Genomic DNA, 25459 nt, shown 5'->3' on the forward strand with positions numbered 1-25459 from the left:
CATGGGAGGTAGTCTGGAAGGAAATGCCCCGTTCGATAATCCGTCCGCCTCCGCACGGGTTGTGCGGAAAAAAGCACAATCAGGCCATGAACGAACCCGATCTCTCGGACCTGGGCGCCTTCGTGGCGGTGACGCGGGCGCGCGGCTTCCGCGGTGCCGCGGCCTTGCGCGGCGTGTCGCCCTCCTCGCTCAGCGAGGCCATGCGCAGGCTCGAAGCGCAGCTCGGCGTGCGGCTGCTGAACCGCACCACGCGCAGCGTCACGCCGACCGAAGCGGGCCAGCGCCTGCTCGACCGCATCTCGCCAGCGCTCGACGACATTGCCGGCGCGCTCGACACGCTCAACAGTTTTCGCGACAGCCCCACCGGCACGCTGCGGCTGAACGTGCCGACCATCGTGGCGCAGCGCGTGCTGCCGCCGCTGGCCAGCAGCTTCCTGGCGGCGCACCCGGGCATCACGCTCGAAGTGACGACCAACGACACCTTCATCGACGTGCTCGCGGCGGGCTTCGACGCCGGCATCCGCTACGACGAGAGCATTGCCCGCGACATGATCGCCGTGCCGCTGGGCCCGCGCACGCAGCGCTTCGTGGCCGCCGCTTCGCCCGGCTACCTGGCGAAGCACGGCACGCCCAGGCACCCGACCGACCTGCTGAAGCACGCCTGCATCGCCCACCGCTTCCAGAGCGGCGTGCTCGCGGCCTGGGCTTTCGTGCGCAAAGGCAAGGCGGTGAAGATCACGCCGACCGGCCCGCTGGTCGCGTCGATGCTCAGCCTCGAACTGCACGCCGCCGAAGCCGGGCTGGGCCTGATCTACACCTTCGACGAATACCTGCGCCCCTCCATCGACCGCGGCACGCTGGTGCCGGTGCTCGAAGACTGGTGGCAGAGCTTCTCGGGGCCGTTCCTGTATTACCCGAGCCGCACGCACATGCCCGCGCCGCTGCGGGCCTTCGTGGATTTCCTCAAGCGCGAAGGCTCGACCGGCTGACGGATATTTGGCCAGCGGATAACCAAGCGCGCGAATCTTCGTTCGCACGGCCGGCGGCGCGACCTAGAGTGCCCAGCTCTCTTTGTTTGCTTCCCGGAGTTGCCCGTCATGCGTTTTCAGTTGCGCGCGCCCTCGCTGGCACGCTGGTCCGCCTCGCTGCTCGGCAGCCTTGCGCTGGGCCTGTTCATCCACGTATCGGCCCAGGCCGCCGACCTGCGCGTGGGCTTCATGCCCGGCCCGTATCGCGACGCCTTCACCAACGGTATCGAGCCCCAGCTGAAGAAGCTGGGCTACACCGTCAAGTACGTCGAGTTCAGCCAGGGCGTGCAGCCCAACGACGCCGTGGAGCGCGGGCAGATCGACGCCAACATCTTCCAGCACACGCTGTATCTCAACGCCACCAACAAGCAGCAGGGCTTCGACCTGGTGCCCGTCGTGCATGTGCCGACGCCGCCCATGGGCCTGTATTCGCAGCGCCACAAGTCGCTCGACGCGGTGCCCGAAGGCGCCACCGTCACGCTGCCTTCGGACCCGGTGAACGCGGCGCGCGCGCTCAACATCCTTTCGGCCATCGGCTGGGTAACGCTCAAGCCGGGCGTGAGCCCGATCGCGGTGTCGGAGCGCGACATATCGAGCAATCCCAAGCGCCTGAAGCTGGTGCCGCTCGAAGCCGCGCAAGCCCCGCGCTCGCTGGCCGACGCCGACATCGCCGCCGTGCAGGGCAACTTCGCGGTGGCCTCGGGACTGAAGCTCACCGAGGCGCTCAAGCTCGAGGACATGACGCTGCCCTACGTGAACGTGGTCGCCGTCAAGCGCGGCAACGAAAACGCCAAGTTCGCGAAAGACATCGCCGCGGCCTACCAGTCGCCCGAGTTCCAGCGCTTCTTCAAGGCCAACCCGACCTGGGCCGGCTACCGCCTGCCCGACTACTTCGCCCAATGAGCGCTTCGAACCCCGGCCCCCGGCCGCGCCAGCTGCACCTGAACGTCAACATCCTGCACTCGGGCTTCGTGCCTTCGGCCTGGCGCCTGCCGGAGAGCGACCCGTGGGCCTTTGCGGACATCCAGCACTACATCCGAACCGCGCAGATCGCCGAGGCGGCCAAGCTCGACGCGGTGTTCCTCGCGGACAACGCGGCCATCGTGGACCAGATCCACTTCCGCCCGATCACAGCGCTGGAGCCCACGGTGCTGTTGGCCTGCGTGGCCGCCGCCACCACACACATCGGCCTGATCGCGACGGCCTCGACCAGCTACAACGAGCCCTACAACATCGCCCGCCGCTTCGCCACGCTCGACCATGTGAGCGGCGGCCGCGCGGGCTGGAACGTGGTGACGACGGCCGACCTGCCGTCGGCGCGCAACTTCGGCCTCGACGCGGTGCCCGACCATGCGAAGCGCTATGCGCGCGCCTCGGAGTTCACAGACATCGTGAAGGCGCTGTGGGACAGCTGGGAAGACGATGCCTTCATCGGCAACAAGGCCACAGGCAGCTTCATCGACACGGCCAAGGTGCACGCCATCGCGCACCGGGGCGAGCATTTCGCGGTGCAGGGTCCGCTGAACCTGCCGCGCCCGCCGCAGGGGCACCCGGTGCTGGTGCAGGCCGGCGCATCGGCCGACGGCCGCGAGCTGGCGTCGCGCCATGCGGAGGCGGTGTTCTCGGCGTCGCAATCGTTCGAGGAGTCTCTGGCGTACGCGCGCGCATTGAAGACGCGCGCCGCCGAACTCGGCCGCGGCCCCGACGCGGTGAAGGTGCTCGCGGGCCTGACCACCATCGTCGGCAGCACAGAGGCAGAGGCGCTGCGCCGCCGCGACGAGCTGGTGGACCTGATTCCATGGGACTACAGCCTGACGCGCATCGCCGGCACGCTGGGCGTCACGCCCGACCGGCTGAAGCTCGACGAGCGCCTGCCCGACGACCTGCCGCTGCCGGCCAATGGCAACGGCAACCACACTTTTTTCAACGCCGTGGTGGCGGCCGGCCGCACGCACGGCTACACGGTGCGCCAGCTGATCCGAGAACTGGCGGGCGGCGGCGGGCACCGCGTGATCGTCGGCACGCCGGAGCAGATTGCCGACGACATCGAACGCTGGTTCAGGGCCGGAGCTGCCGACGGCTTCAACCTGATGCCCGATGCGCTGCCGCACGGGTTGCAGGACTTCGTCGACGGCGTGGTGCCGATCCTGCAGAAGCGCGGAATCTTCCGCAAGGACTACGAGGGGCGCACATTGCGCGATCACCTCGGGTTGGCGCGGCCTGGTGGACGGGCTGTGCAGCGGTTGGCTGCGTAGCGTTTTTCATTCAGGCGCTTGTTCGGGGTGCGATCAGGCCGACGGGGTACCTTGCTCCGCGAATGTCCCCCGGGGCTGCGCCCCTCCTCCTTTATTTCGCTGCGCAAGGCACCCCATCGGCCTGATCGTGTGCAGAGCGGTGATTCATAGGCTGAACACCAGCAGCGTGCCCTGTGCACGCGCCCAGAACAAAGAACTCACTCCTCGTCCGCGTCGTTCCCGGTCAAAGACAGCACTTCTTCGACAAACGCCTCGAACAAAGGCAAAGAAGCAGGCAGACCGTCGAGCGACTCCGCCTCCCCCGCATCGAAGAAATGCGGCTTGCCGGCCGGCATGGCTGCCCATTCACCGGCCTCCAGCAGCAGGCCGAGATAGCCGTCAGCAGTAGGCACATAGAACAGCCCCGCGCTGTCCAGCACCCGCTGCCCCTTCTTCTTGCCGCGCCCCCAACTCACACCCTGCCCCGCCAAGTGCTCGGTGATCCAGCCGTCGCACACATGAGTGTCGCGCCAGCTTCCTTGGGCATCGAATACGGCCAGAACGGGCATGGGGAGCGTCCTTCGTCGGATGAAAGGAAAGAAAGGCTTACTGCAGGAAGCTGGGCTTGGCGTAGCCCTGGAACTTGCTGTCGACCACCGCCTTGAACTCCTTCGAGCGGTAGGCTTCGGCGATGTCCTTGGCCCACTGGGTGTACTTGTCGGCGGTCTTCACGGCCACCACATTCAGGTAGTAGTCGGGCGTCTTCTCGAGCACCACCGCTTCGGTGAGCTTCAGGCCCGACGAGATCGCGAAGTTGCCGTTGACGATCGCGTACTCGGTGTCGCCCAGCGAGCGCGGCAGCTGCGCGGCTTCGAGCGGAATGAACTTCAGCTTCTTCGGGTTCTCGGCCACGTCCTTTTCAGACGCGCGCAGCGGGTCGATGCCGGCCTTGATGGTGATCAGCTTGTTCTGCTCCAGCAGCACCAGCGCACGGGCCAGGTTGCTCGGGTCGTTCGGCAGCGTCACGCGGTCGCCTTCCTTCACGTCGGCCAGCGTCTTGCGCTTGGTCGAGTACACGCCCATGGGGGCGATCGGGCCCTGCACCAGCTCGGTGATGTCGAGCTTCTGGTCGGCCGCGAACTTCTTCAGGTAGACCTGATGCTGGAAAAAGTTGGCGTCGAGCGAACCCTGGGCCAGCGCCAGGTTGGGCTGCACGTAGTCGTTGAACTCCACCAGCTTGACCTTGTAGCCCTTCTTTTCGAGGATCGGCACGATGCCGGCCTTCAGCTGGTCGGCGTTGGAGCCGGCGGTGCCGCCGATCACCAGGTTCTTCTTGGCGGGGTCTTGCGCATGGGCCTGCAGCGAGAGGCCTCCGAGCGACAGCGCGGCCAGGGACAGGGCGAGAACGGAACGGCGCAGGAAAACGGTCTTCATGAGATAGAGAAAGCTAGCTAGGGAAAAGAAAGAATCAACTCAACGCTTGTCGAGCCTGCTTGCCGTGGTGTTGCCCACGAATTGCAGGATCTGTACCAGCACCACGAGCAGCGCTACGGTGAGCACCATCACGTCGGTCTGGAAACGGTAGTAGCCGTAGCGGATGGCCAGGTCGCCGATGCCGCCGCCGCCCACCACGCCGGCCACCGCCGAGTAAGACAGGAAGCTCACGGCCAGCACGGTCAGCGCCAGCACCAGGCCCGAACGAGCCTCGACCAGCAGCACGCGCCAGACGATCTGCAGCTCGGTCGCGCCCATGGCATGGGCCGCCTCGATCACGCCGCGCGGCACTTCGCGCAGGCACTGGTCGACAAGCCGCGCCAGGTAGGGAATGGCCGCGAACGACAGCGGCACCGCCGCCGCCAGCGGACCGATCGACGTGCCCGCGATCACCCGCGTGAACGGCACCAGCGCCACCAGCAGGATGATGAAAGGGAACGAGCGCACCGTGTTCACCAGCCAGTTGAGCACCAGGAACGCAGGCTTGTTCTCGAGCGACTGGCCCGGGCCCAGCAGGAACAGCAGGATGCCCAGCGGCCCGCCGATGAGCACCGCCGCCGTGAGGCCGATGGCCAGCATCATGAAGGTCTGGCCGGTAGCGACCCACAGCTCGGGGAGGATGGGGGCGATGTTCTCAAACACAGGCGGGCTCCTTGGCGGCCACGGCCGTCGCGGCGCGGTCTTGTTGCTGCTGCTGCGCCTGTTGCTGTTCTCGCACGTCGCGTTCGCGTCGGCGCACCAGTTCGTCGATTTCGCGGCCCAGTGCGGTCTTGCGCTCTTCGTTCGGCGCCTCTTCGACGGCGAACTGCTCGATCAGGCGGCCCTTTTCGAGGATGGCCACGTTGCGGCACAGCACCTCGACCACCGACAGCTCGTGCGTCACGATCACGATGGTCACGCCGATCTTCTGATTGATGTCGCGCAGCGTCTCCAGCAGCGAGCGCGTGGTCTCGGAGTCGAGCGCCGAGGTGGGCTCGTCGCACAGCAGCACCTGCGGGCGCGGCGCCAGCGCGCGGGCGATGGCCACGCGCTGCTTCTGGCCGCCGGACAGCTGCGCCGGGTAGGTGTCGATCTTCTCGGCCAGGCCCACCAGGGCCAGGCATTCGCGCACGCGCGCATCGATTTCGGCCCTGGAGTGGCGGCCGTGGATCTTCAGCGGGAAGGCCACGTTGTCGAACACCGTGGCGTTCTGCAGCAGGTTGAACTGCTGGAAGATCATGCCGATGTTCTGGCGCGTGTCGCGCAGCTCGCTGCGCGAGAGCGTGGTGAGGTCGCGCCCGCCCACGAAGACCTGGCCCGCGTCGGGCCGCTCCAGCAGGTTGATCAGGCGCAGCAGCGTCGACTTGCCAGCGCCGCTCTTGCCGATCAGGCCGAACACGTCGCCCTGCTGGATTTCGAGCGACAGCGAATGCACGGCGTCGAACACCTCGCCGCTGGGCAGTGCAAAGGACTTCTGCACGGATTGGAGTCGGATGACGGGTGCCGCGCTGGCGCGGCCCGCATCGGGCGAAGGATGGCTCATTGGGAAGAAGCGCGGCCGGCGAGGGCGCCGGGCACGGAGGTTCGCGAAAAAGGTGCCGAGTATGAAAACAAAAGCGGCAAAAGGGAACGAAGAAAAAGGATGCTGTTTATATCTCATACGGCATAAGAAAACCTCGATGCGCGCCATACACGCCATATCGATATGCCTATTCGTTCGTTCCCAATTCCTTGCTGCAGTGCCACATTCGCGCCTTCATTTTTTCGATTTCCGCACTGTCATGCACTCCACTTTCCGCCGCCGCAGCCTTTTCATCGCCACGCTGGCTGCAGCCGTCTTCAGCGGCAGCGCTGCCCTGGCACAGGACAAGAACAACATCAAGGTCGGCGTTTCCGTCGGCAACGGCGAGCAGATCTTCGAGGTGGTCAGGAAGGTCGCCGCCAAGGACGGGCTGAACATCCAGGTCGTGGTGTTCAACGACTACCAGCTGCCCAACGCGGCGCTGGCCTCGGGCGACCTGGACGCCAACGCCTTCCAGCACCAGCCCTTCCTGGACAACCAGATCAAGGCGCGCGGCTTCGACCTGGTGCCGGTGGGCCTGACCATCACCGCGCCGCTGGGCTTCTACTCGCGCAAGATCAAGTCGGTCGACCAGCTGCCGGACGGCGCATCGGTCGGCATCCAGAACGACCCGTCGAACGGCAACCGCGCGCTGTTGCTGCTGCAGCAGGCCGGCCTCATCACCCTCAAGCCCGAGGCCGTGAAGAACAACAACGCCACCCCGCTGGACGTGGTGACCAACCCCAAGAAGCTGAAGCTGGTGGCGCTGGACGCCGCCCAGCTGCCGCGTTCGCTCGACGACCTGGCCATTGCCGCCATCAACAACGACTACGCGGAGAAGGCCGGCCTGTCGTTCAACAAGGACGCCGTGATCAAGGAATCGCCCAAGAGCCCCTACGCCAACCTGATCGCCGTGCGCCGCGCCGACAAGGACAAGCCCTGGGCCAGGCGCCTGGTGGCGGCCTACCAGTCGCCGGAGGTGAAGAGCTTCATCGAGACGCAGTTCAAGGGCTCGCTGATTCCCGCGTTCTGATGACTTTCTCCCTCCCCCGCCGGGGGAGGGTTGGGGTGGGGGCAAGCGGCGCTCGCACGAAACGCCCTGCCCGCCCCCATCCCGGCCTTCCCCCAGCGGGGGAATGAGCAATACGGGGCCACTGCCGGGCGGTTCACCGGAGCATGAGAAAATGTCCGGTTTCCCCCGAACACAGTCAGGACACCCCATGGACGCAGAACAGATCAACCAAATCGGCGCAATGCTCGCGGACCTGAGCGCCCGCACGGTCGATTTACGGAGGTATCTTTGACTACGATGCCAAAGCTGAACGACTGAGGACAGTCAACGCATCGCTCGAAGACCCGAACGTCTGGAACGACCCGAAGAAGGCCCAGGAGCTGGGCAAGGAGAAGAAGTCGCTCGACGACGTGGTCGTCACGCTCGACCGTCTCACCAACGGGCTGTCGGACAACACCGAACTCTTCGAGATGTCGAAGGAAGAAGGCGACATGGACGGCCTGCAGTCCATCGCCGATGACGCCGCCGCGCTCGAAGCCGACATCAAGCAGCTCGAATTCCGCCGGATGTTCAACAACCCGGCCGACCCGCTCAACGCCTTCATCGACATCCAGGCCGGCGCCGGCGGCACCGAAGCCTGCGACTGGGCCAGCATGCTGCTGCGCCAGTACCTGAAGTACGCAGAGCGCAAGGGCTTCAAGACGCAGATCGAAGACGAAACGCCGGGCGACACCGCCGGCATCAAGGGCGCGACCATCAAGGTCGAGGGCGACTACGCCTTCGGCCTGCTGCGCACCGAAACGGGCGTGCACCGCCTGGTGCGCAAGTCGCCGTTCGACTCGTCGGGCGGGCGCCACACCAGCTTTGCCAGCATCTTCGTGTACCCGGAAATCGACGACTCCATCGAGATCGAGATCAACCCGGCCGACGTGCGCACCGACACCTTCCGCGCCAGCGGCGCCGGCGGCCAGCACATCAACAAGACCGACTCGGCCGTGCGCCTGACGCACATTCCGACCGGCATCGTGGTGCAGTGCCAGGACGGCCGCAGCCAGCACAGCAACCGCGACGTGGCGTGGAAGCGCCTGCGTTCGCGCCTGTACGACCACGAGATGCGCAAGCGCCAGGAAGAACAGCAGAAGCTCGAAGACAGCAAGACCGACGTGGGCTGGGGCCACCAGATCCGCAGCTACGTGCTGGACAACAGCCGCATCAAGGACCTGCGCACCAACGTCGAAGTCTCGGCCACCCAGAAGGTGCTGGACGGCGACCTCGACGTGTTCATCGAAGCCTCTCTCAAGCAAGGCGTGTAACCCCAATGAGCCCGATGCACGGCAAGGTCGAAGCCTTCATCTTCGACATGGACGGCACCATGATCGACTCCATGCCCTGGCATGCGCGGTCGTGGGTCGAATTCGTGGCGCGCCACGGCCTGAAGCTCGACGTGAGCGACATCCTCGCGCGCACCACCGGCCGCACCGGCACCGAGTGCATGCGCGAGCTGTTCGAGCGCGAGCTGTCCGATGCCGAGTGCTTGGCCATGGTGCACGAGAAGGAAGAGATCTACCGCGCCATGTTCCACGACAACTTCACCGAAGTGGCCGGCTTCACCGCCTTCGCCAAGGCGGCCGAGGCGCGCGGGCTCAAGGTGGCGGTGGGCACAGCGGGCGACAAGGGCAACATCGAGTTCGCCATGTCCCGGCTGAAGATGGACCCGCTGCCGCTGGCCATCGTGGGCGGCGACGAAGGCTTCAGCGGCAAGCCCACGCCCGCCATCTTTCTCGAAGCCGCGCGCCGCATCGGCGTGGCGCCCGAGCGCTGCATCGTGTTCGAAGACGCGCCCTTCGGCATCGAGGCCGCGCGCCGCGGCGGCATGCGTGCCGTGGCCGTTTGCAGCACCCATACCGCCGCAGAGCTGGCTGGCCCCCACGTGATCGCCGCCGTTCGCGACTACAACGAACTCGCCCATTCAAATTTTCTGGAGACCCTCGATGCTGCAGCGTGACGCCCAAGGGCAACCCATTGCCATTCGCCGCGAAGACTATGCCGCTCCGGCCTACTGGATCGACACCGTCGACCTGACCTTCGACCTCGACCCCGCCAAGACCCGTGTGCTCAACCGCATGCAGATGCGCCGCAACCCCGATGTGCCGGTGCAGCCGCTGCGCCTGGACGGCGACGAGCTGAACCTGGCGCGCGTGCTGGTCAACGGCCAGGGCGCGTCGTTCCGCATGGAAGGCGACCAGCTCGTCATCGACGGCCTGCCCGATGCGTTCGAGCTTGAGATCTTCACCACCTGCTGCCCCATCAAGAACACCAAGCTGATGGGCCTGTTCGTGAGCGAAGACACCTTCTTCACGCAGTGCGAGGCCGAGGGCTTCCGCCGCATCACCTATTTCCTCGACCGCCCGGACGTGATGGCGAGCTACACCGTCACGCTGCGCGCCGCCAAGGCCGCCTACCCGGTGCTGCTGTCGAACGGCAACCTGGTCGAACAGGGCGAACTGCCCGAAGGCCGCCACTTTGCCAAGTGGGTCGACCCGTTCAAGAAACCCAGCTACCTGTTCGCCCTGGTGGCGGGCAAGCTGGTGGCGCGCGAGCAGCGCATCAAGGCGCGCAGCGGCAAGGAACACCTGCTGCAGGTGTACGTGCGCGCCGGCGACCTCGACAAGACCGAGCACGCGATGAACTCGCTCATCAACTCGGTGCTGTGGGACGAGGCCCGCTTCGGCCTGCCGCTGGACCTGGACCGCTTCATGATCGTCGCCACCAGCGACTTCAACATGGGCGCCATGGAAAACAAGGGCCTGAACATCTTCAACACGAAGTACGTTCTGGCCAACCAGGCCACCGCCACCGACGCCGACTACAGCAACATCGAAAGCGTGGTCGGCCACGAGTACTTCCACAACTGGAGCGGCGACCGCGTGACCTGCCGCGACTGGTTCCAGCTCTCGCTGAAGGAAGGCCTCACCGTCTTCCGCGACCAGGAATTCAGCCAGGACCTGTGCGCCGACGCCTCGGCCCGCGCCGTGAAGCGCATCGAAGACGTCCGCGTGCTGCGCACCGCCCAGTTCCCCGAAGACGCGGGCCCCATGGCCCACCCGGTGCGGCCCGACAGCTACATCGAGATCAGCAACTTCTACACCGTCACCATCTACGAAAAGGGTGCCGAGGTGGTGCGCATGATGCAGACGCTGGTCGGCCGCAAGGGCTTCGAGAAGGGCATCTCGCTCTACTTCGAGCGCCATGACGGCCAGGCCGTGACCTGCGACGACTTCGCGCAGGCCATTGCCGACGCCAACCCCGATTCGGAACTGGCCCGCCTGCTGCCCCAGTTCAAGCGCTGGTACAGCCAGGCCGGCACGCCGCGCCTTGCGGCCCATGGCGTGTACGACCCGGCAAACCGCAGCTACACCCTGAGCGTGGTGCAGAGCTGCCCGCCCACCCCGGGCCAGCCGGTGAAGGAACCCTTCGTCATTCCGCTGAACGTGGGCCTGCTCGACGCCAACGGCCGCGAACTGCCGCTGCAGCTCGAAGGCGAAAGCGAAGTGACCCGCGGCACGCGCACCCTGGTGCTGTCGCGCGCCGGCGAGCAGATCACCTTCGTGGGGCTGGACGCCGAGCCCGTGCCTTCCATATTGCGCGGCTTCAGCGCGCCGGTGATCCTCGACTTCGAGTACACCGACGCCCAGCTGCTGACCCTGCTGGCCAACGACCCCGACCCGTTCAACCGCTGGGAAGCCGGCCAGCGCCTGGGCCTGCGCGCCGCGCTGCAGGGCATTGCCGCCCTGGCCACCGACACCACGCCGGTGCTCAACGACGCCTACATCGACGCCATGCGCAGCGTGCTGCGCAACCCGCAGCTCGACGCCGCCTTCAAGGAACTGGTGCTCACGCTGCCGTCGGAAACCTACATTGCCGAGCAGCTCGAAGTGGTCGATCCGCAGCGCGTGCACCTGGTGCGCGAAGCCATGCGCGCCCAGCTGGCCACCGCCCTCTTCGCCGACTGGCAACAGGCCTATGAAGAAAACCACGACACCGGCGCCTACAGCCCCGACCCGACCTCGTCGGGCCGCCGCGCGCTGGCCGGCATGGCGCTCAACTTCCTGTGCCTGGCGGCGCGTTCCTCTGGCGACGTGGTGTGGCCGGGCAAGACGCTGCAGCGCTTCAAGGACGCGGGCAACATGACCGACCGCTTCAACGCGCTCAACGCGCTGGTGTCGTCGGGCCACACCCTGGCGGCGCAGGCGCTCGCGCGCTTCCACGCCATCTTCAAGGACGAGGCACTGGTCATCGACAAGTGGTTCTCCCTGCAGGCCGGCGCCAGCGACCGCGGCGGCGACATCCTGCCGCTGGTGAAGCAGCTGATGAAGCACCCCGACTTCTCGCTGAAGAACCCCAACCGCGCGCGCAGCGTGATCTTCAGCTACTGCAGCGCCAACCCCGGCGCATTCCACCGCCCCGACGCGGCCGGCTACGTGTTCTGGAGCGAACGCGTCATCGAGCTGGACGCCATCAACCCGCAGGTGGCCGCACGCCTGGCGCGCTCGCTCGACCGCTGGAGCAAGCTGGCCGAGCCGTACCGCAGCGCCGCGCGCGAAGCCATTGCCCGCGTGGCCGCCAAGCCCGACCTGAGCAAGGACACCCATGAAGTGGTGACGCGCGCTCTTGCAGGCAACTGAAGAAGAACCCCGAACCCGGAAGACACATGGCTCAAAAGATTTCCCTCACCCGCTACCTCGTCGAACAACAGCGCGCCGACGGTCTCATTCCCGGCCAGCTGCGCCTGCTGCTCGAAGTGGTCGCCCGTGCCTGCAAGAGCATCAGCCAGGCCGTCAACAAGGGCGCGCTGGGCGGCGTGCTCGGCACGGCCGAGAGCGAGAACGTGCAGGGCGAGATCCAGAAGAAGCTGGACATCATCGCCAACGAAGTGCTGATCGAGGCCAATGAATGGGGCGGCCACCTCGCGGCCATGGCCAGCGAGGAAATGGAATCCATCCACGTGGTGCCCAACCGCTACCCGCAGGGCGAATACCTGCTCATGTTCGACCCGCTGGACGGCAGCAGCAACATCGACGTGAACGTGAGCATCGGCACCATCTTCAGCGTTCTGAAGAAGCCCGACGACCACCCCGGCGTGCAGGAAAGCGACTTCCTGCAGCCCGGCACCCAGCAGGTGGCGGCCGGCTACTGCATCTACGGCCCGCAGACCACCCTGGTGCTGACCGTGGGCAACGGCGTGGCCATGTTCACGCTCGACCGCGAGCAAGGCAGCTTCGTGCTGACGCAGGAAGACATCCAGATTCCGGCCGACACCAAGGAATTTGCGATCAACATGAGCAACATGCGCCACTGGGACGAGCCCGTGAAGCGCTACATCGACGAATGCCTGGCCGGCAAGGAAGGCCCGCGCGGCAAGGACTTCAACATGCGCTGGATTGCCAGCATGGTGGCCGACGTGCACCGCATCCTGATGCGCGGCGGCGTGTTCATGTACCCGTGGGACAAGCGCGAGCCCGAAAAGGCCGGCAAGCTGCGCCTGATGTACGAGGCCAACCCCATGAGCTGGCTGGTAGAGCAGGCCGGCGGCGCCGCCACCAACGGCAAGCAGCGCATCCTGGAGCTGCAACCCTCCAAACTGCACGAGCGCGTGAGCGTGATGTTGGGTTCTAGAAACGAAGTTGAGCGCCTGACGAAGTACCACGCAGAGAAAGCCTGATTTTTTGTCTATAATCTGAGGCTTCGCCGGTGTAGCTCAGTCGGTAGAGCAGCTCATTCGTAATGAGAAGGTCGGGTGTTCGATTCATCTCTCCGGCACCAAAAAGTAAAAGCCCCGCTATTTCAGATAGCGGGGCTTTTTTATTTAGAGCATCCAGTTCAGAGATTTACGCTCCGCGCGCGCCAGAGTGGGAATCGCTGCTTCCGTAGATGGGTCTCGAAAAACTCCCCGAACGAGATGACGTTTGGCTGGCGTCGGTAGACAGCAGCATCCGACGTCTTCAGTGATTCAGGTACAACGAGGGAAATCCCTGCTTCAGCCATTTCCGCGATCACGTTAGCGGCGACATTCTCATCAACTGTCGCCAGATACAAATCGCAGTTTTGGATCTCACCGTGAACCTGTTTCCAGCGTTCGCGCAGTGTTGTTTTGGCACTGAGCACAAGTGCCTCCTGATGAGTCCGCGCGGAATCCGAATAGAGGAGAAAGTCCGGGAGTACAAAGTCTGGTCGCTTCTTTGACTCGATGACCACCTGCGCTTCATACGGAATTCCGCCGTCCTTCAAAAGCCGCTCGATATGAAGTTCGAAGGACTTTCCTGCGCGTGACTTGCGCTGCTGTGCCGCGGAAAGAAGCACCTTGTCGATGCGTGGAAATTCGGTGATGAGCGATCGGATAGCACCTTCGACAGTGGTGACGGTGCTGTCGACCCCAAACACGATGCGGACAAGTTCTACAGATCTGGCTCGCAGTTCGAAGTCTTTGAACAGACGATATTCAATATCCCGACTGATCCGCATGACAGCATCTCCGGGCGCAGGGAGCGCAAAGGGATCAAGCGAGCCGAGCGAGTGGGCATTCATGTACTTCGTTTGCGCCAACTCGGCCATCCTGCCGGTGCTCGGAATCGTTGCATGTAGCGCTGCAAATTCAACCAGCGATCCTTCACGCCAAGCGCGGACGGCTTGCTCAACATAACCGAGCGCACGATCCGCAGAATCCCGAGCCGCAGCTTCCGGCACAAAGCAACCGGAGATGAAGTCCGAATCAAAGCGGAAAAGGTCATGCAGATAGCCGACGCCGGGCCCTCCGGAGTCGGCGACGAATGCCGTAAATTGCAACTCGCCTGTGCGCAGTCGTCGCCGCGCAATGAGCAGAAACGATGCCGGACTCACGCCGCGGAACGGCTCCTTGACTACGTTGGTGAGATGCGTCTCTTGGCCCTTGCTCGTGTAGTGAACAAGCCGGGCAGTTTTGGTCACCTCCGCCTGCGGCCAATGCAGCTCAAACCAGATTTCACGGATAGCCGCTCCGCCTCCAGCACGCTCCTTCAAGCTCAGGGCCGGAAAGAATCCGCCATCCCTATCCTCGTGAGGTACGTAAACGCCGCCTTGGTGGGCGCCCGGGTTCTCACTCCATTGCCAGTCGTTCAACGAAAGCTTCTTCAGATAAACCTGCTCTGCCCCTTCAAGAACAGCAGCAAGCTCGTCCAGGGAGGCGTCTGACTCGAACGTAAAAAGGTCGCTTTGCAGCTGATCGTTGGTCACTTTTTCTTCTCTTTTTGAGCGCGTTTTGCTACTGGCTGCTGCGATATGGCCGTGCCGGCCGGCCCTCGCAGTTCCAAGTGTCCCGTACCTGCACGCACCCAGTTTTCAATACAGTCAAACAGGCCCACAAGCTCCTCCATCGGCCTCCCGCGTATCGCGCACTCCCAGATCGTCGCAGTGCGCCATCCGAGGACGTGCAGTGCATCGAGTACCTTGGCGTCGCGTGCGCGATTGGCGTCTATCTTTTCTCTCCAAAACTCGGTGTTCGAAGCGGGTAGCCGAAAGAACGAACAGTCATGACCATGCCAGAAGCACCCATGCATAAACACGGCGGCTTTCGCCGACATGAATGCGATGTCTGGCCTCCCCGACAAAGTCCGGTTGTGCAACCGGTAACGAAGCCCCCTCGCGTGCAAGGCTTTGCGCACAACCAGTTCAATTTTCGTGTCGCGGCCACGAATGCCGGACATCATCCGGCTACGCGTGGCGCTATCGACTATGTCCACGAGTCAGACGAGCGTGAATTGCCGGTCGTTGCGGGCTTGCTCGACCAGCGTCACGATGGCCGGTTTCATTGCTGCTGCCGCCGCGGCCATCACGGGCATAACGACAGAGTTTCCGAACTGCCGATACGCTTGGGTGTCGCTCACCGGAATGATGTAGTTCGCCGGAAAGCCCATCAGACGTGCACACTCGCGCGGGGTCAGCCGACGTGGATTCTTGCGCGCGCCCTGCGAGACGAGAATTTCGGAACCGTCCTTGTGATACCGAGCTGAAAGCGTACGGGTTACCGAGCGACCATCAACGAGGCCGAAGCCGAAGCCGTTGCCAGCTGCCTTGTGCTTGGCCGCGTAGGCTTGAAGGTACGCCCAAAGGTTATCGGTAAGCGTGTACCGCGCCGACACCTTGCCCTTCGCTCCGCTGGTGTAAGGCTCTTCGGCTTCTTCGGTTCCGTCTTGGGGGTGCAGGATCGATTTAAGGCGCGGGCCATGCTCGGGAAGTTGCACATCGTCCCAGCGGAAGCCCGCGTCCTTGCGAAACCCGGCGATCAGAATGCGCTCACGATGCTGCGGCACGAAACACTGCCCGTCAACCACACGGTACTCGATGTGGTAGCCCAGTTCCTGCTCGAGCGTCTCGCGGATGATCTTGAACGTGTTGCCCTTATCGTGACTTACTAGGTTTTTGACGTTCTCCAGCAGGAATGCCTTTGGTTGCTTGGCAGCAATGATGCGAGCAACGTCAAAAAAGAGCGTGCCCTGCGTCTTGTCCTTGAAGCCATGATCGCGGCCTAACGAGTTCTTTTTGGAGACACCGGCGATCGAAAACGCTTGACACGGAAAACCGGCGAGCAGCACGTCATGGTCTGGGACGCTGTGCTCGTCGACCTTGGTGATGTCGCCCTCAAAACGGTGGTCATGCGAGAAGTTAGCCTTGTAGGTTTTGACGGCGAAGGGGTTCCATTCACTGGTGAACACACACTGACCGCCAGCCTTCTCAAAGGCTAGGCGGTTGCCGCCGATGCCCGCGAACAGGTCGATGAAGGTGAAGTCGGCACCGCCTTGGCCGGCTTTGATCCTCTCTGCCCTCAGGATGTTGCAGATTGCGGGAATTTCAAGCGGCGAAGGGTGCGTTTCCTCGCGCTCCCACCTTCCGATGGTCTTGGGGTCGAGCCCCAGTTTGTCAGCCAGCTGCTTCTGGCTGAACCGCGTGCGAGCGTCTCGCAGAATCTCAAGAAAATCGTTCGAATTGCCCATAGCTGCTCCAGTAATCTGGGAAGAATAGCAGACAGGATGTCTTTCTTCGGTCCACCTGTAGATTTTTACAGCACTGCACGGCACGTCGCTCAAGCACTGAGCTGTTGATCCTCCACCCTTGCCGGAAGGAACATCCAGCAACACATACTTAGTGGCGCCAACTCGTGACGTCTTAGGTGTGAATGTCTCTTGCTCCTCGGTACTGTGCCCACCGCACTTCGGGTCCGGCGGCGTTTCCGTCGAGTGTTTTCAACACTACCGAGCGGCCGAGCGATCAAGTACAGTTTGACAAAACAATGTCGAAATGCAGGCGTAGCAAAAGTTCACGCACTGCTTTTATCGATATATGCTCTGAGTCAATATTTAGCCTGCTCAAGATCGGAACAATATGGCGGATGGATGGGATTCTGTATTTGATAAATATGGACTTAAGAAGGTTACGCACACCGACAAAGAAAAAAAGGCTTATTTACCCAATGAAGCACAGCGCGACGCAATGGCATCGGCCGGATATTCTCCGGGGACCGCAGAGTCGGAAAACCTTATTAATCTCGAAGTGTTAGGCGAAGTTCGCCCTCCGCTTTCTTCATCGTATTACAACTCAATACGAGCAGGTTCCAATCGACCTTTTGAGCCTCGAATGGGGCGTGAAATAATCGCATGGGCCAATGAAGGTGACGAGCTTATCATCGGTAGCATTGGGAGTAGAATTTTTGCTGTTAAGGCCAATTTCGTAACACCCGAGACTGCACGACAATCACTTGAACGACGGATCAGTCAGGCATTTAAACCTCGGGCCAGACTTTTGCAGTTGTTAGGTGATCAACTTATTGGTTCATCTAAGCTTGCAGTCTTTGAGCTTGTGAAAAATGCTTATGACGCGGATGCTAGCAATGTAACCGTCACCCTCGGCGAGCTTGGCACGGCAAATCCGTGGATCAAAGTGCAAGACGACGGGCAAGGAATGTCGCTTGACACCATTCGAGATGTATGGCTGGTACCTGGCGACGATCACCGTGAAAAAGACCGAAATCTAGATCGTCGCTCACCCCATTTTCACCGACTTCCGCTCGGGGAAAAGGGAGTTGGGCGGTTTGCCGTCCACAAGCTTGGTGGCAAAGTCAAAATGACCACTCGAGCTGCTGGATGCCGGGAGTGCTTTGTATCAATCGATTGGTCTGACTTAATGTCAAATCGATTTCTCGAGGATGCCGCAGTTACGGTGATTGAACGTGAACCAAAAACATTCAAAGGCGACGCCACCGGAACGCGAATTCGCATCGATGATTTGAGTCAGAAGAGTTGGTCTCGCGCCGAGGTCCGAGACCTCTACAGACAAATCATCTCTATTTCGTCTCCGTTCTCATCAAAAGCGGATGACTTCTCAATTGCATTTTGCGTTCCGGGATTTCAAAATTGGATCTCGGAATTGCCTGACGCGTCAACATTGCTCGATCGCGCGCCTTGGAAATTTAAATTTGAGTTTGATGGAAATTTTCTGAACTACACCTACGAGTTTCGAGGTGTACCGGGCGTTCAGGTTGATCCCCGAAAATTGACTGAAAGCGAACCACTGCAGATCGTTGGCGATCGAGAGCCCGATGATCTCGACGCGGCCAAGTCACCAAAATTCAAACGTCCCATCAATGTTTTGGCCGACAAGTCGACGATTGAAGGAACGGGCCCCATTAAGGGAATGCTGTATGTATATGACCGCGATCGTGAGGTAATGGCAAGATATGCACAGTCACGCCTGATTGAAAGATTTCTTGACCAGAATGGCGGCGTCCGCGTCTATAGAGACGACATTCGAATTTATAACTACGGAGAGCCAGGCGATGACTGGCTCAGCCTCGACCTTCGGCGAGTAAATAGTCCTTCTCGGAATTTGAGCCGAAATATCGTGATTGGTTTGGTCGAACTTGATCTTGAAAAGAGCTCTGGATTACGAGAGAAAACTAGCCGGGAGGGTTTTGTTGAAAGCGCTGCTTATCGTCGCCTGCGCCAAGTTGTCCTCGGTGCGATCAGCGTATTCGAAACCGAGCGACGTCAAGACAAAGAGAAAATTCGGCTCGTCACAGGAAAAGCGCCAAGTGCAGATCGAGAAGTGGCGGGGCCAATTGCTGATGTGCGAAAAATTGCACGGTCAAAAGGCTTTTTGTCGCAAGTTGATCCCTCACTTAAACGAGTCGAGGAGGAATTCCGTCAACTGCGAGAAGATTTTCTTCGAGCCGGTATTTCACAAGTAGGTCTTGCAGTCGTCTTTCATGAGGTTGAGCGTGGAATTGGTGCACTTGCGACAGCTCTCGCAAGTGGGGTTGCCATGACCGATCTAACAATACAGGTTGGCCAATTGCAAGCGGTACTGGAGACATCTACCCAACTGTTGCGCAAAGGTGATAAAAAATCCTATTCCCTTAAGCAGCTTGCAAAACGTACTCGAGATGTTACGTTGGTCCGATTTCGCGTTCACAACGTGCAACTGGTTTGTCCAGCATTAGAGGAGCAATCGGAAGATGCGACCGCTGTATTTGCCTTTGGTTTAGCCCTCGGTGCTGCAACTAACATCATTGATAACGCCATTCATTGGCTGAAGGTCGGTAAGCCAGACAACGCTCCTCAAGGGACGCGCCGTATTTTCATGAACGTTGTGCCGGATCACGGAGGCAAACCCGCTCTCGTTATTGCAGACAATGGGCCCGGTTTTCGCGATCCTCCTGAGCAATTGGTCGAGCCGTTCTTTTCCCGCCGGCCGGACGGAATGGGACTAGGCCTCTACTATGCAAACTTGGCAATGAATTTGAACGATGGTGAATTGCTTTTTCCGTCAGTTTCCGATTTTGATATTCCAGAGGAATTCACGGGAGCTGTGATTGCGCTAGTTTTTAAAGAGGAGAAATAGACTGTGTTTACACCAGCGCGGTACATTATTGTTGACGACAACGAAGACGAACTAAAGCAACTCGCGGACTGTCTTCAGAAGATAGGAGCTCCCTGTTTGCCTCTCAAATACGATGAGGCTCACGGGATTGACGAAAAAAATCTCCGTGGTGTGAGACTTCTTTTTCTAGATCTTCATTTGACAATTGGAGCACAATCGAACAATGTCGCTCAAACATCTGCTGTTATTGTCAGCATGCTCGAGAACGGTATAGACCCGACAGCGGGGCCATATGTCATCATTTTATGGACAAAGCATCAAGAACAAAAAGATGCCTTTGCGGCTCAAATTATGGACCGACTTGAGGCCACCAAGCGTCCGCTGGCGATCCTTAGTCTTAATAAAAATGATTACCTTGGCGGCGCACCGGGAGAAAAACTGACAGCTGATGTAACGAGCGTCATTGAGACGGACCCAAGACTCCGAGCTTTGCTTGATTGGGAAATGCAGGTTCTGAAAGCGGCGGGCACGGCACTATCCGAAATTGGGAGTCTCGTTGCAGCACAAGACCGGACAGCAGCGCGTTTTTCGGAGGGACTTGATGAAGTATTGAGTCTGCTTGCATTTGAGGCTGTTGGCAAAGAAAACGCCATTGCAGACCCCTATAACGCTGTTAACGCAGCACTAATACCAATCCTGTCCGACCGAATCGCAAATCAACGCGCCGGCCAAAACAGTGATTTAATTTGGAAAAAAGCGGTGACAAAAGTCGAACAGGTTCAAGCGCCGCCGCTTAAAGATGCCGCACGACTGAATAGCATGCTTCATGTTGCCACCCGATCAACTGAAGATCTAAAAACTGGAACTTGGGGAGCATTGTCATTACTTTCCGACGCAGAACTTGAAAACGCCCCGATGACGCAACGCTTCAATTTGCCAGCGAAGCCGATGCTTGCAGAAACTTTTAAAATTCTCGAAAGATCGGATCGCAGACTAAGCCGCCTCTGCGTCCTACGTATCGGCGCCAGTTGTGATTACGCCCAAAGCCGCAAGGGCCCTGTACCCTTTATGCTCGGCGCCGTGGTCCCCGCCGAGGCAAAGCGACCTGAGGGAGGTCTTCTCAAGGCGGAAATCATTACTCCGTCCTTTATTTTGGACGATTTTGAGTATCCCGTCCGACTGATATTTAACGCGCATTTGACCTTCACAATGGTACCCACGGAGTTTGAAAATTGGACACCGCTTTGCAGGCTACGCGAACAGCTCCTAATGCAAATTACGACGCTTGGAGCACAACATTTAACTCGACCGGCGATCATCAGTTTTCGTCCGGATGAAAGTCAATGACCTAGTTGATTTTCAGCTCATTGGTTGGGGCGGCAACTATACAAACCGACACCAAAACAAACGCCGCTGCGGCAGTCGACCTCATTATCAAAAATACCTATGCCCGTTGATCACGCGCGGCAAGAAATGGTGTTTTTCTACTGCAGCGGCGAAAAGACCGCAGCGTATTTCCGCTCCCAGCTGTCACAGGTTGCGATGGCTGCGGTCCAAACATGAAGATCAGAGGTGGGTTGCGACACCCACCCGTCGACGCTCTAGGCTTTCGGCTGCTCCAACGCGATGAGTCGCTTCATGAGTTCTTGCGTGAGCCCGATGATGTCGTCCGTCAGGTCTGCCGCGATCCACATGATGTTGTCCCGGTGCCGCTCCCCTATTCCCTCGAATCACTCGCTCCAGTCGCCGTAGCAGCAACTCAGCAGAGATTGCATTTGGGTCAACTTGTTCTCAAGAATGTCCGACGCGTCGGGCCCGTGGGGGTGTCGTCGGATGAGGGCGTGTTTTGCCCGGCGATGATTCGATCAGCCATTTGGTGTGCTGCCTTTCCAAAGATTTGCACATTGAGTGGTCAGACGGTCAGGGTGTTCGCGCACCTTGGCCGTCGCCTTTTTTGCCTCACATCGACATCGCTGCAGGGTGCTTCGATGTCCCGCCGTGAAGCGCGGCGGTCAATAAATGTATGAAGAGAAGCGCCGCATTGGAAACCTCGGCGCAGCGAACAAATGCGCATTCGCGCAACTTTGCCCGCATCCAGAAACCAATCGAAGTGGCCGTCTTTGGCGACGAGACATCGACATGCAAGACCCGCGCATTACCCGTTCGATCACCCCCTCGATCACGCCTTCGTTAGGCCCGGCCCTCAAATGCTGGCGCCTCCTGCACCGCGTCAAGCAATCCCATGCCGCGGAGCTGTTCAACGTCGCGCAATCGACCATCTCCCGCTGGGAGTCCGGCACGCAGACGATGGAGCCGGCCGAGCGCGCACGTGCAGAAAAACTGCTGTCGGCCCGGCTCGACGCAGCCGCGGACCACGCGCTAGCCAGGCTCGTCGGCGAGAGCCCGCGCGCGGTGCACTTGGTGTGCGACATCACGCACCGCCTGCTGGCCTGCTCCACGCGCAGGCATGCCGAGTTCGGCGCGCCGCTGTCCACGCTGCTGGTCCGTTCGCTGTGGCGCTGTGCCACGCCCGAAATCGCGGGCAAAGAGGCGATGCTGGACGGCATCGGCTGGCGCGACACACTCGCGCCGCCTTCTCTGGAGTTCGCGACGGGCACCAACAGTTCAGCGCTGGTGCCCAGCACAGCGCGTGCCGGTGGACGCGCATGACGCTCTCCGACGGCACGTCGGCGCGGCTGGTCGAAACGCTCGATGAGCCCCTGCCGGCCTCGCTTCAATGACCCGCGCGCTCGTCACGCTCTGCGCTCGCATCGCCTTGGCCTTTGCGCTCACCGCTTCGCTCGCGGCCGCGAAGACACTGCCCTACGACCCCGCCATCGTCACGCTGCAAGGCACGCTGGTCTCCGGTGACGGCATGACACCCGACGGCGTGAAGCTCAAGTTCCCGGCGATACGGCTCACCGAGCCGATCGCCGTGCCGCAAGACGAGCCGCGCGACTGGCCCGCCGAACACGGCTTGGTGCTGCTGCACATGGCGCTCGGCGACAAGACCATGGCGGCGTTCAAGCGCCTGAAGGGAAAGCCGGTGAAGGTGACCGGCACGCTCTTTCATGCGGACAACGGCAACCACCAGACGAGCGTGCTCGTCTTTCCCGTGTCGATCACGCCCGTCAAGTAGCCCTCGACGCACGCCCCTGTCCGCCCGCAAGGCGCCACGCATATCTCATGCGTGGACATCGCCGCCCCACCTGCCTACGATGCCCGCGATGAACATCGAGACACTCAAGGGCAAGCTCGCCTTCTTGCGCGAGGCGGAAAAACTCAAGGACGTGCTGCGCAGCGCCCGCACCTCTTCCGGCCGAGCGGAGAGCACGGCCGAGCACAGCTGGCGGCTGTGCCTGATGGCCATGGGCTTCGGCGAAGAGCTGGCCGGGCTCGACCTGCTGAAGGTGCTCAAGCTGTGCGTGGTGCACGACCTGGGCGAGGCGATTCACGGCGACATTCCAGCGGTGAGCCAGGCTGCCCACCCCGACAAGAGCGAGCGCGAGCGCCGCGACCTGCTCACGCTGATGGCGCCGCTCGAAGCGCACGGCCTGCGCAAAGAACTGCTCGCCCTGTGGGAAGAGTACGAAGCCGCCGCCTCCCCCGACGCCTAGGCCGTGAAGGCGCTCGACAAGCTCGAGACCATGCTGCAGCACAACCAGGGCGCCAACCCCGAGGGCTTCGACTACGCCTTCAACCTTGGCTACGGCCGCAAGCACACAAGCACCACGCCGCTGTTCAGCGCGCTGCGCGAGCTGGTCGACGCGGACACGCGGCGCAACATCGCGCCCGCCTAGCGGGCAGCGCAGTTCGTCAAGGCGGCAAAGAAAGCGCTACCGGGCCATCAATTCCCGCAGGCGCTCGAAATGGCCGTCGCACCATCGCGAGTAAAGCGCCTCGTCGAAGTTCTTGATCTTGTAGAGATCGTCGGCGTCGAAGTGCGAGAAGAAGCACTTCGACGTGCTGAGCACCACCCAGCTGATGACCCTGCCATGCACGGGGCTCACCGCGTCCTGACCCAGCACAAGTTCCATGTCGTTGATGAGTGCGCCGAGCAGGGCATCGTCGAAGAAGCCTTCTTCGAACAGCGCATGGCAGAAGGTGCCTTCGACCTCGTCGTTCCTGTTGTCCAGAATGCGCTGGATGGCGGCACTGACATCCTGGGCAGGATCGCTTGGCGGCCTTGGTGCTGCGGGGTTCATTCCATTCCTAGACCATCGGTTTGATGGCAGCTCAAGAGTCGGATCAAACAAGCTCGGCGAACAGGCTTTCGAACACGGTTGCCGGCAAGCCGTCGAGCTGCGTGGTGCAGCCCGGTGCAGGCAGAAAGAAATACGCGTGCGCCACTTCCTGCAGACCCTGCGCCGCAAGCACGGCCCGGCCCTTGTCTATCGAAGCCCTCGCCGCTTCGGGCAACTTCGCCGGATCGATCGGGTGATTGACATTGCCTCGATCGACCATGCCCCATTTCCTGTCGAAGCAGTAGACGGCAAACAGCAGCGCCTTCGACGAGATGTAGAAGCGAACATCGAATTCGAAGTGCTTCTTCAACACCGCGTCCCAGCCAGACAGCTTGCACGTCAGCGACTGTGCGTGGTTGTAATTCATGTCGTCGTCCAGAACGAGCGCAACGCCCAAACCGTTCGACAGCGCAGCACCCAAGCCGGCGACCAAACGGGCGTGGTCATGCACAGAACCGCCGGGCTGTGCTATCGCATCCAGGATGAACGGTGGAAGCATCGACAGTTGCGTGTTCTTCAAGGGGCTCTTCTCCGGCCTCAGTCGCAGAACGCCGCAAGCCCCATGCCCTGTTCTGCGGCACGATCAAGAATCTCCCGGATCGCATTGAACGCGGTGATCTGCCCGCGATTCGCGCCAAGCGCGCTGGTGTGCGCGTCGAACACACGCCGCATCGTGACGACCTGCTCGGGGCGCAGCAGGGAGTCATCGAAGTAGCTGAGCTTTGCGCCCGCCTGCCCGCATTGATCGAACACAACGGCCAAGGAGCGATGTGCATCGAAGTCGATGGAGCCCGCATGCACCAACCCGCGCGGGTCCTTGGGCATGGTGCTGCATGAAGATGGGACGAAGTAGATGTCGAGCATGGATGCATCGGGGCCACATTCAACACCGCAGCATCAGGGGGTAGCAGTCCTCGAACGATCCCCTGCTGGGACAGATCGAGCGCATCTGGTCTTCGGTGTCGCTACCTCGATTATTCGTTTTTCAAGCCGCCACCGGCTGCATATCTGATAGAGAAGTCCTGGTATATCTCTGCGATTTCCGGGTTGCCGTTGTCCTTGCAGATCAACAACAACTTAGCCAAGGCATCCGGCAGATCCAGAGTTACCAGCAATTCAGCCAATCGCCTGTAGAGAAACTCGTCGTCGCTCGAAAGGTACTCGTGAAGTCGGCGATCCAGCGAGCTCTTTATTGTTTTCCTGCTCTGGAGAAAGTGAGAGGAATACTGCAGAAGCACGGCCCTTGCGATGATGAGATTGTCGATATTTCCGTCCACTGCGATGTCCAAGACTACGGGAGCAATCTCGGCCAACTCCGGATCGCTCAACCCGGGGGCATCGTCCTTCAGGAACCTGAGCGCGGCAGCCTGCTCCGAAGTGGTGTTCAGGGCCAGCAGGATGGTCTTCTTGAAGTCAGCGTGCTTTTTGAAATTGAATCGACTGACAAGAAGAGCGTTTTCCGCCTCCTTCACGAGGCGCCACTCGTCAGGAAAAGCATCCGGATCATTCATTTTTTTCCTGCATGCTGCCAAGGCAGAGATTCGAACAAAGCCTGGAATTCTGTAAACGGCATATCGCGGGTCGGGAACACCGTCGCATGCCCCGGTCCGCGGGAAGGTGGAGCTGCCCGGCGATGGGTTGCTTCAACATTCGACGTGCTTCACCAGCCTGCGTTTCACCGAAGACGGAAGTTCTCTGCTGCATTCTCGAGCCACTCCTGCCGAGCAGGAATGTTCGGCGCAAGTCCTTCCAGGAAGGACGCAAAGCGCTCGAAGATCTTCACGGCCTCGGGGTACTCGGAGGCGTGGCGTCATCCGTGGTGTGAGAGTCTTCGAGCCGGTCGAGCATTCTGAAGAAAACTTCGCTGTTTCGCGCGATGTCTTCGGATTCGAGCGCCGTCAAACCAAGCATGAAGCGCACCTCGTCAGCCACGGAAAGCAGCGAGGGCGCATTCTGCAAGTCTTCGTACAACAAGTCGATCGATGTCATGGAATGCGTGG

General features: G+C 61.2%; 23 protein-coding genes, 1 tRNA gene and 2 pseudogenes. 14 read left to right on the forward strand and 12 right to left on the reverse strand.

Translation table 11 applies throughout. From position 1 onward, the window contains the following. The first annotated feature begins 86 nt into the window (after window positions 1–86). The 3 genes from WIX39_RS23795 to WIX39_RS23805 all read left to right on the forward strand — a co-directional run bounded on the left by WIX39_RS23795 (window position 87) and on the right by WIX39_RS23805 (window position 3283). The gene (locus WIX39_RS23795) at window positions 87–989 is read left to right on the forward strand and encodes a LysR family transcriptional regulator (RefSeq protein ID WP_409195989.1); all 903 of its coding nucleotides are present in this window, start codon (window positions 87–89) and stop codon (window positions 987–989) included. A gap of 108 nt (window positions 990–1097) precedes the next feature. Further along, window positions 1098–1931, forward strand: coding sequence for a MetQ/NlpA family ABC transporter substrate-binding protein (locus tag WIX39_RS23800; protein WP_409195990.1), 834 nt, complete (start codon window positions 1098–1100; stop codon window positions 1929–1931). After that, a complete protein-coding gene (locus WIX39_RS23805; RefSeq protein WP_285414684.1) occupies window positions 1928–3283 on the forward strand; it encodes an LLM class flavin-dependent oxidoreductase in 1356 nt (451 codons plus the stop codon). Before WIX39_RS23800 ends, WIX39_RS23805 begins: the two co-directional genes overlap by 4 nt. Before the next feature lie 197 nt (window positions 3284–3480). Here WIX39_RS23805 and WIX39_RS23810 read toward each other — a convergent pair whose 3' ends face one another. From WIX39_RS23810 to WIX39_RS23825, 4 genes are read right to left on the reverse strand one after another with little or no spacing between them, the layout of a single operon-like run. After that, window positions 3481–3831: a hypothetical protein gene (locus tag WIX39_RS23810; RefSeq protein ID WP_081271275.1), complete on the reverse strand. Its 351-nt coding sequence runs from the start codon at window positions 3829–3831 to the stop codon at window positions 3481–3483. Between the two features lie 37 nt (window positions 3832–3868). Continuing rightward, window positions 3869–4696: a MetQ/NlpA family ABC transporter substrate-binding protein gene (locus tag WIX39_RS23815; RefSeq protein WP_409195991.1), complete on the reverse strand. Its 828-nt coding sequence runs from the start codon at window positions 4694–4696 to the stop codon at window positions 3869–3871. 39 nt (window positions 4697–4735) lie between these two features. Further along, window positions 4736–5398: a methionine ABC transporter permease gene (locus tag WIX39_RS23820; protein ID WP_081271273.1), complete on the reverse strand. Its 663-nt coding sequence runs from the start codon at window positions 5396–5398 to the stop codon at window positions 4736–4738. Continuing rightward, window positions 5391–6278, reverse strand: coding sequence for a methionine ABC transporter ATP-binding protein (locus WIX39_RS23825; RefSeq protein WP_409195992.1), 888 nt, complete (start codon window positions 6276–6278; stop codon window positions 5391–5393). Before WIX39_RS23825 ends, WIX39_RS23820 begins: the two co-directional genes overlap by 8 nt. A 238-nt stretch (window positions 6279–6516) precedes the next feature. On the opposite strand from WIX39_RS23825, the gene WIX39_RS23830 reads away from it, so the two are divergent. From WIX39_RS23830 to WIX39_RS23855, 6 genes are all read left to right on the forward strand, one after another. After that, window positions 6517–7329, forward strand: coding sequence for a MetQ/NlpA family ABC transporter substrate-binding protein (locus WIX39_RS23830; protein ID WP_106937222.1), 813 nt, complete (start codon window positions 6517–6519; stop codon window positions 7327–7329). A gap of 187 nt (window positions 7330–7516) precedes the next feature. After that, window positions 7517–8621 (forward strand): peptide chain release factor 2 gene (prfB, locus tag WIX39_RS23835; protein WP_106937221.1). Its coding sequence is split into 2 segments (ribosomal slippage): window positions 7517–7597 and window positions 7599–8621, totalling 1104 coding nucleotides; the frame shifts between segments, so codons are not numbered across the junction. A 5-nt stretch (window positions 8622–8626) separates the two neighbouring features. Beyond that, a complete protein-coding gene (locus tag WIX39_RS23840; protein ID WP_409195993.1) occupies window positions 8627–9313 on the forward strand; it encodes an HAD family hydrolase in 687 nt (228 codons plus the stop codon). Beyond that, window positions 9300–11993 carry an aminopeptidase N gene (gene pepN / locus WIX39_RS23845; RefSeq protein ID WP_409195994.1) on the forward strand — a complete coding sequence of 898 codons (2694 nt, stop codon included), beginning with the start codon at window positions 9300–9302 and terminating at the stop codon, window positions 11991–11993. The genes WIX39_RS23840 and pepN overlap by 14 nt, the downstream gene beginning before the upstream one ends. A 26-nt stretch (window positions 11994–12019) precedes the next feature. Continuing rightward, window positions 12020–13030: a class 1 fructose-bisphosphatase gene (locus WIX39_RS23850; RefSeq protein ID WP_081271268.1), complete on the forward strand. Its 1011-nt coding sequence runs from the start codon at window positions 12020–12022 to the stop codon at window positions 13028–13030. Between the two features lie 25 nt (window positions 13031–13055). Then, window positions 13056–13131: transfer RNA gene (locus WIX39_RS23855), tRNA-Thr, on the forward strand. 57 nt (window positions 13132–13188) lie between these two features. Here the strand turns inward: WIX39_RS23855 and WIX39_RS23860 are convergent. From WIX39_RS23860 to dcm, 3 genes are read right to left on the reverse strand one after another with little or no spacing between them, the layout of a single operon-like run. After that, window positions 13189–14577 carry a type II restriction endonuclease gene (locus tag WIX39_RS23860; RefSeq protein ID WP_409195995.1) on the reverse strand — a complete coding sequence of 463 codons (1389 nt, stop codon included), beginning with the start codon at window positions 14575–14577 and terminating at the stop codon, window positions 13189–13191. Continuing rightward, window positions 14574–15083 (reverse strand): very short patch repair endonuclease, encoded by a 510-nt coding sequence (locus WIX39_RS23865; protein ID WP_409195996.1) that lies wholly within the window; start codon window positions 15081–15083, stop codon window positions 14574–14576. The genes WIX39_RS23860 and WIX39_RS23865 overlap by 4 nt, the downstream gene beginning before the upstream one ends. Before the next feature lie 3 nt (window positions 15084–15086). After that, window positions 15087–16334: a DNA (cytosine-5-)-methyltransferase gene (gene dcm / locus WIX39_RS23870; RefSeq protein WP_409195997.1), complete on the reverse strand. Its 1248-nt coding sequence runs from the start codon at window positions 16332–16334 to the stop codon at window positions 15087–15089. A 388-nt stretch (window positions 16335–16722) separates the two neighbouring features. Here dcm and WIX39_RS23875 point away from each other — a divergent pair, with 388 nt between their 5' ends. The 5 genes and pseudogenes from WIX39_RS23875 to WIX39_RS23895 all read left to right on the forward strand — a co-directional run bounded on the left by WIX39_RS23875 (window position 16723) and on the right by WIX39_RS23895 (window position 23015). Then, window positions 16723–19236: an ATP-binding protein gene (locus WIX39_RS23875; protein ID WP_409195998.1), complete on the forward strand. Its 2514-nt coding sequence runs from the start codon at window positions 16723–16725 to the stop codon at window positions 19234–19236. A gap of 96 nt (window positions 19237–19332) precedes the next feature. Continuing rightward, complete coding sequence (locus tag WIX39_RS23880; RefSeq protein WP_409195999.1) at window positions 19333–20562, forward strand: hypothetical protein; 1230 nt, start codon at window positions 19333–19335, stop codon at window positions 20560–20562. Window positions 20563–21354: 792 nt separating this feature from the next. After that, window positions 21355–21956 (forward strand): annotated as a pseudogene (locus WIX39_RS23885) (helix-turn-helix domain-containing protein). After that, window positions 21953–22354 carry a DUF4431 domain-containing protein gene (locus WIX39_RS23890; RefSeq protein WP_409196000.1) on the forward strand — a complete coding sequence of 134 codons (402 nt, stop codon included), beginning with the start codon at window positions 21953–21955 and terminating at the stop codon, window positions 22352–22354. The pseudogene WIX39_RS23885 and the gene WIX39_RS23890 overlap by 4 nt, the downstream one beginning before the upstream one ends. 88 nt (window positions 22355–22442) lie before the next feature. Next, window positions 22443–23015, forward strand: a pseudogene (locus tag WIX39_RS23895) (HD domain-containing protein). 36 nt (window positions 23016–23051) lie between these two features. Here WIX39_RS23895 and WIX39_RS23900 read toward each other — a convergent pair. The 5 genes from WIX39_RS23900 to WIX39_RS23920 all read right to left on the reverse strand — a co-directional run bounded on the left by WIX39_RS23900 (window position 23052) and on the right by WIX39_RS23920 (window position 25448). Further along, window positions 23052–23420: a hypothetical protein gene (locus tag WIX39_RS23900; protein WP_409196001.1), complete on the reverse strand. Its 369-nt coding sequence runs from the start codon at window positions 23418–23420 to the stop codon at window positions 23052–23054. 43 nt (window positions 23421–23463) lie between these two features. Further along, window positions 23464–23979, reverse strand: a complete 516-nt coding sequence (locus tag WIX39_RS23905) for a hypothetical protein (RefSeq protein WP_409196002.1) — start codon at window positions 23977–23979, stop codon at window positions 23464–23466. 17 nt (window positions 23980–23996) lie between these two features. Next, entirely contained in the window at window positions 23997–24323 is a 327-nt protein-coding gene (locus WIX39_RS23910; protein WP_409196003.1) for a hypothetical protein, read from the reverse strand. A gap of 110 nt (window positions 24324–24433) precedes the next feature. After that, window positions 24434–24970, reverse strand: a complete 537-nt coding sequence (locus tag WIX39_RS23915) for a hypothetical protein (RefSeq protein WP_409196004.1) — start codon at window positions 24968–24970, stop codon at window positions 24434–24436. Window positions 24971–25238: 268 nt separating this feature from the next. Then, on the reverse strand, window positions 25239–25448 hold the full coding sequence (locus tag WIX39_RS23920) for a hypothetical protein (protein ID WP_409196005.1): 210 nt from the start codon (window positions 25446–25448) through the stop codon (window positions 25239–25241). Window positions 25449–25459: the final 11 nt, after the last annotated feature.

This window comes from Variovorax sp. AB1(2024) (assembly GCF_037482385.2).
Lineage (GTDB): Bacteria > Pseudomonadota > Gammaproteobacteria > Burkholderiales > Burkholderiaceae_C > Variovorax.

What these genes read in the sequence shown, in the direction of transcription:
- WIX39_RS23900 (WP_409196001.1), bottom strand. Translation starts at nt 23,420, where the DNA reads ATGAACCCCGCAGCACCAAGGCCGCCAAGCGATCCTGCCCAGGATGTC.
- WIX39_RS23795 (WP_409195989.1), top strand. Translation starts at nt 87, where the DNA reads ATGAACGAACCCGATCTCTCGGACCTGGGCGCCTTCGTGGCGGTGACG.
- WIX39_RS23850 (WP_081271268.1), top strand. Translation starts at nt 12,020, where the DNA reads ATGGCTCAAAAGATTTCCCTCACCCGCTACCTCGTCGAACAACAGCGC.
- WIX39_RS23830 (WP_106937222.1), top strand. Translation starts at nt 6,517, where the DNA reads ATGCACTCCACTTTCCGCCGCCGCAGCCTTTTCATCGCCACGCTGGCT.
- WIX39_RS23810 (WP_081271275.1), bottom strand. Translation starts at nt 3,831, where the DNA reads ATGCCCGTTCTGGCCGTATTCGATGCCCAAGGAAGCTGGCGCGACACT.
- WIX39_RS23805 (WP_285414684.1), top strand. Translation starts at nt 1,928, where the DNA reads ATGAGCGCTTCGAACCCCGGCCCCCGGCCGCGCCAGCTGCACCTGAAC.
- WIX39_RS23910 (WP_409196003.1), bottom strand. Translation starts at nt 24,323, where the DNA reads ATGCTCGACATCTACTTCGTCCCATCTTCATGCAGCACCATGCCCAAG.
- dcm (WP_409195997.1), bottom strand. Translation starts at nt 16,334, where the DNA reads ATGGGCAATTCGAACGATTTTCTTGAGATTCTGCGAGACGCTCGCACG.
- WIX39_RS23840 (WP_409195993.1), top strand. Translation starts at nt 8,627, where the DNA reads ATGAGCCCGATGCACGGCAAGGTCGAAGCCTTCATCTTCGACATGGAC.
- WIX39_RS23800 (WP_409195990.1), top strand. Translation starts at nt 1,098, where the DNA reads ATGCGTTTTCAGTTGCGCGCGCCCTCGCTGGCACGCTGGTCCGCCTCG.
- WIX39_RS23815 (WP_409195991.1), bottom strand. Translation starts at nt 4,696, where the DNA reads ATGAAGACCGTTTTCCTGCGCCGTTCCGTTCTCGCCCTGTCCCTGGCC.
- WIX39_RS23825 (WP_409195992.1), bottom strand. Translation starts at nt 6,278, where the DNA reads ATGAGCCATCCTTCGCCCGATGCGGGCCGCGCCAGCGCGGCACCCGTC.
- WIX39_RS23920 (WP_409196005.1), bottom strand. Translation starts at nt 25,448, where the DNA reads ATGACATCGATCGACTTGTTGTACGAAGACTTGCAGAATGCGCCCTCG.
- WIX39_RS23915 (WP_409196004.1), bottom strand. Translation starts at nt 24,970, where the DNA reads ATGAATGATCCGGATGCTTTTCCTGACGAGTGGCGCCTCGTGAAGGAG.
- WIX39_RS23890 (WP_409196000.1), top strand. Translation starts at nt 21,953, where the DNA reads ATGACCCGCGCGCTCGTCACGCTCTGCGCTCGCATCGCCTTGGCCTTT.
- pepN (WP_409195994.1), top strand. Translation starts at nt 9,300, where the DNA reads ATGCTGCAGCGTGACGCCCAAGGGCAACCCATTGCCATTCGCCGCGAA.
- WIX39_RS23875 (WP_409195998.1), top strand. Translation starts at nt 16,723, where the DNA reads ATGGCGGATGGATGGGATTCTGTATTTGATAAATATGGACTTAAGAAG.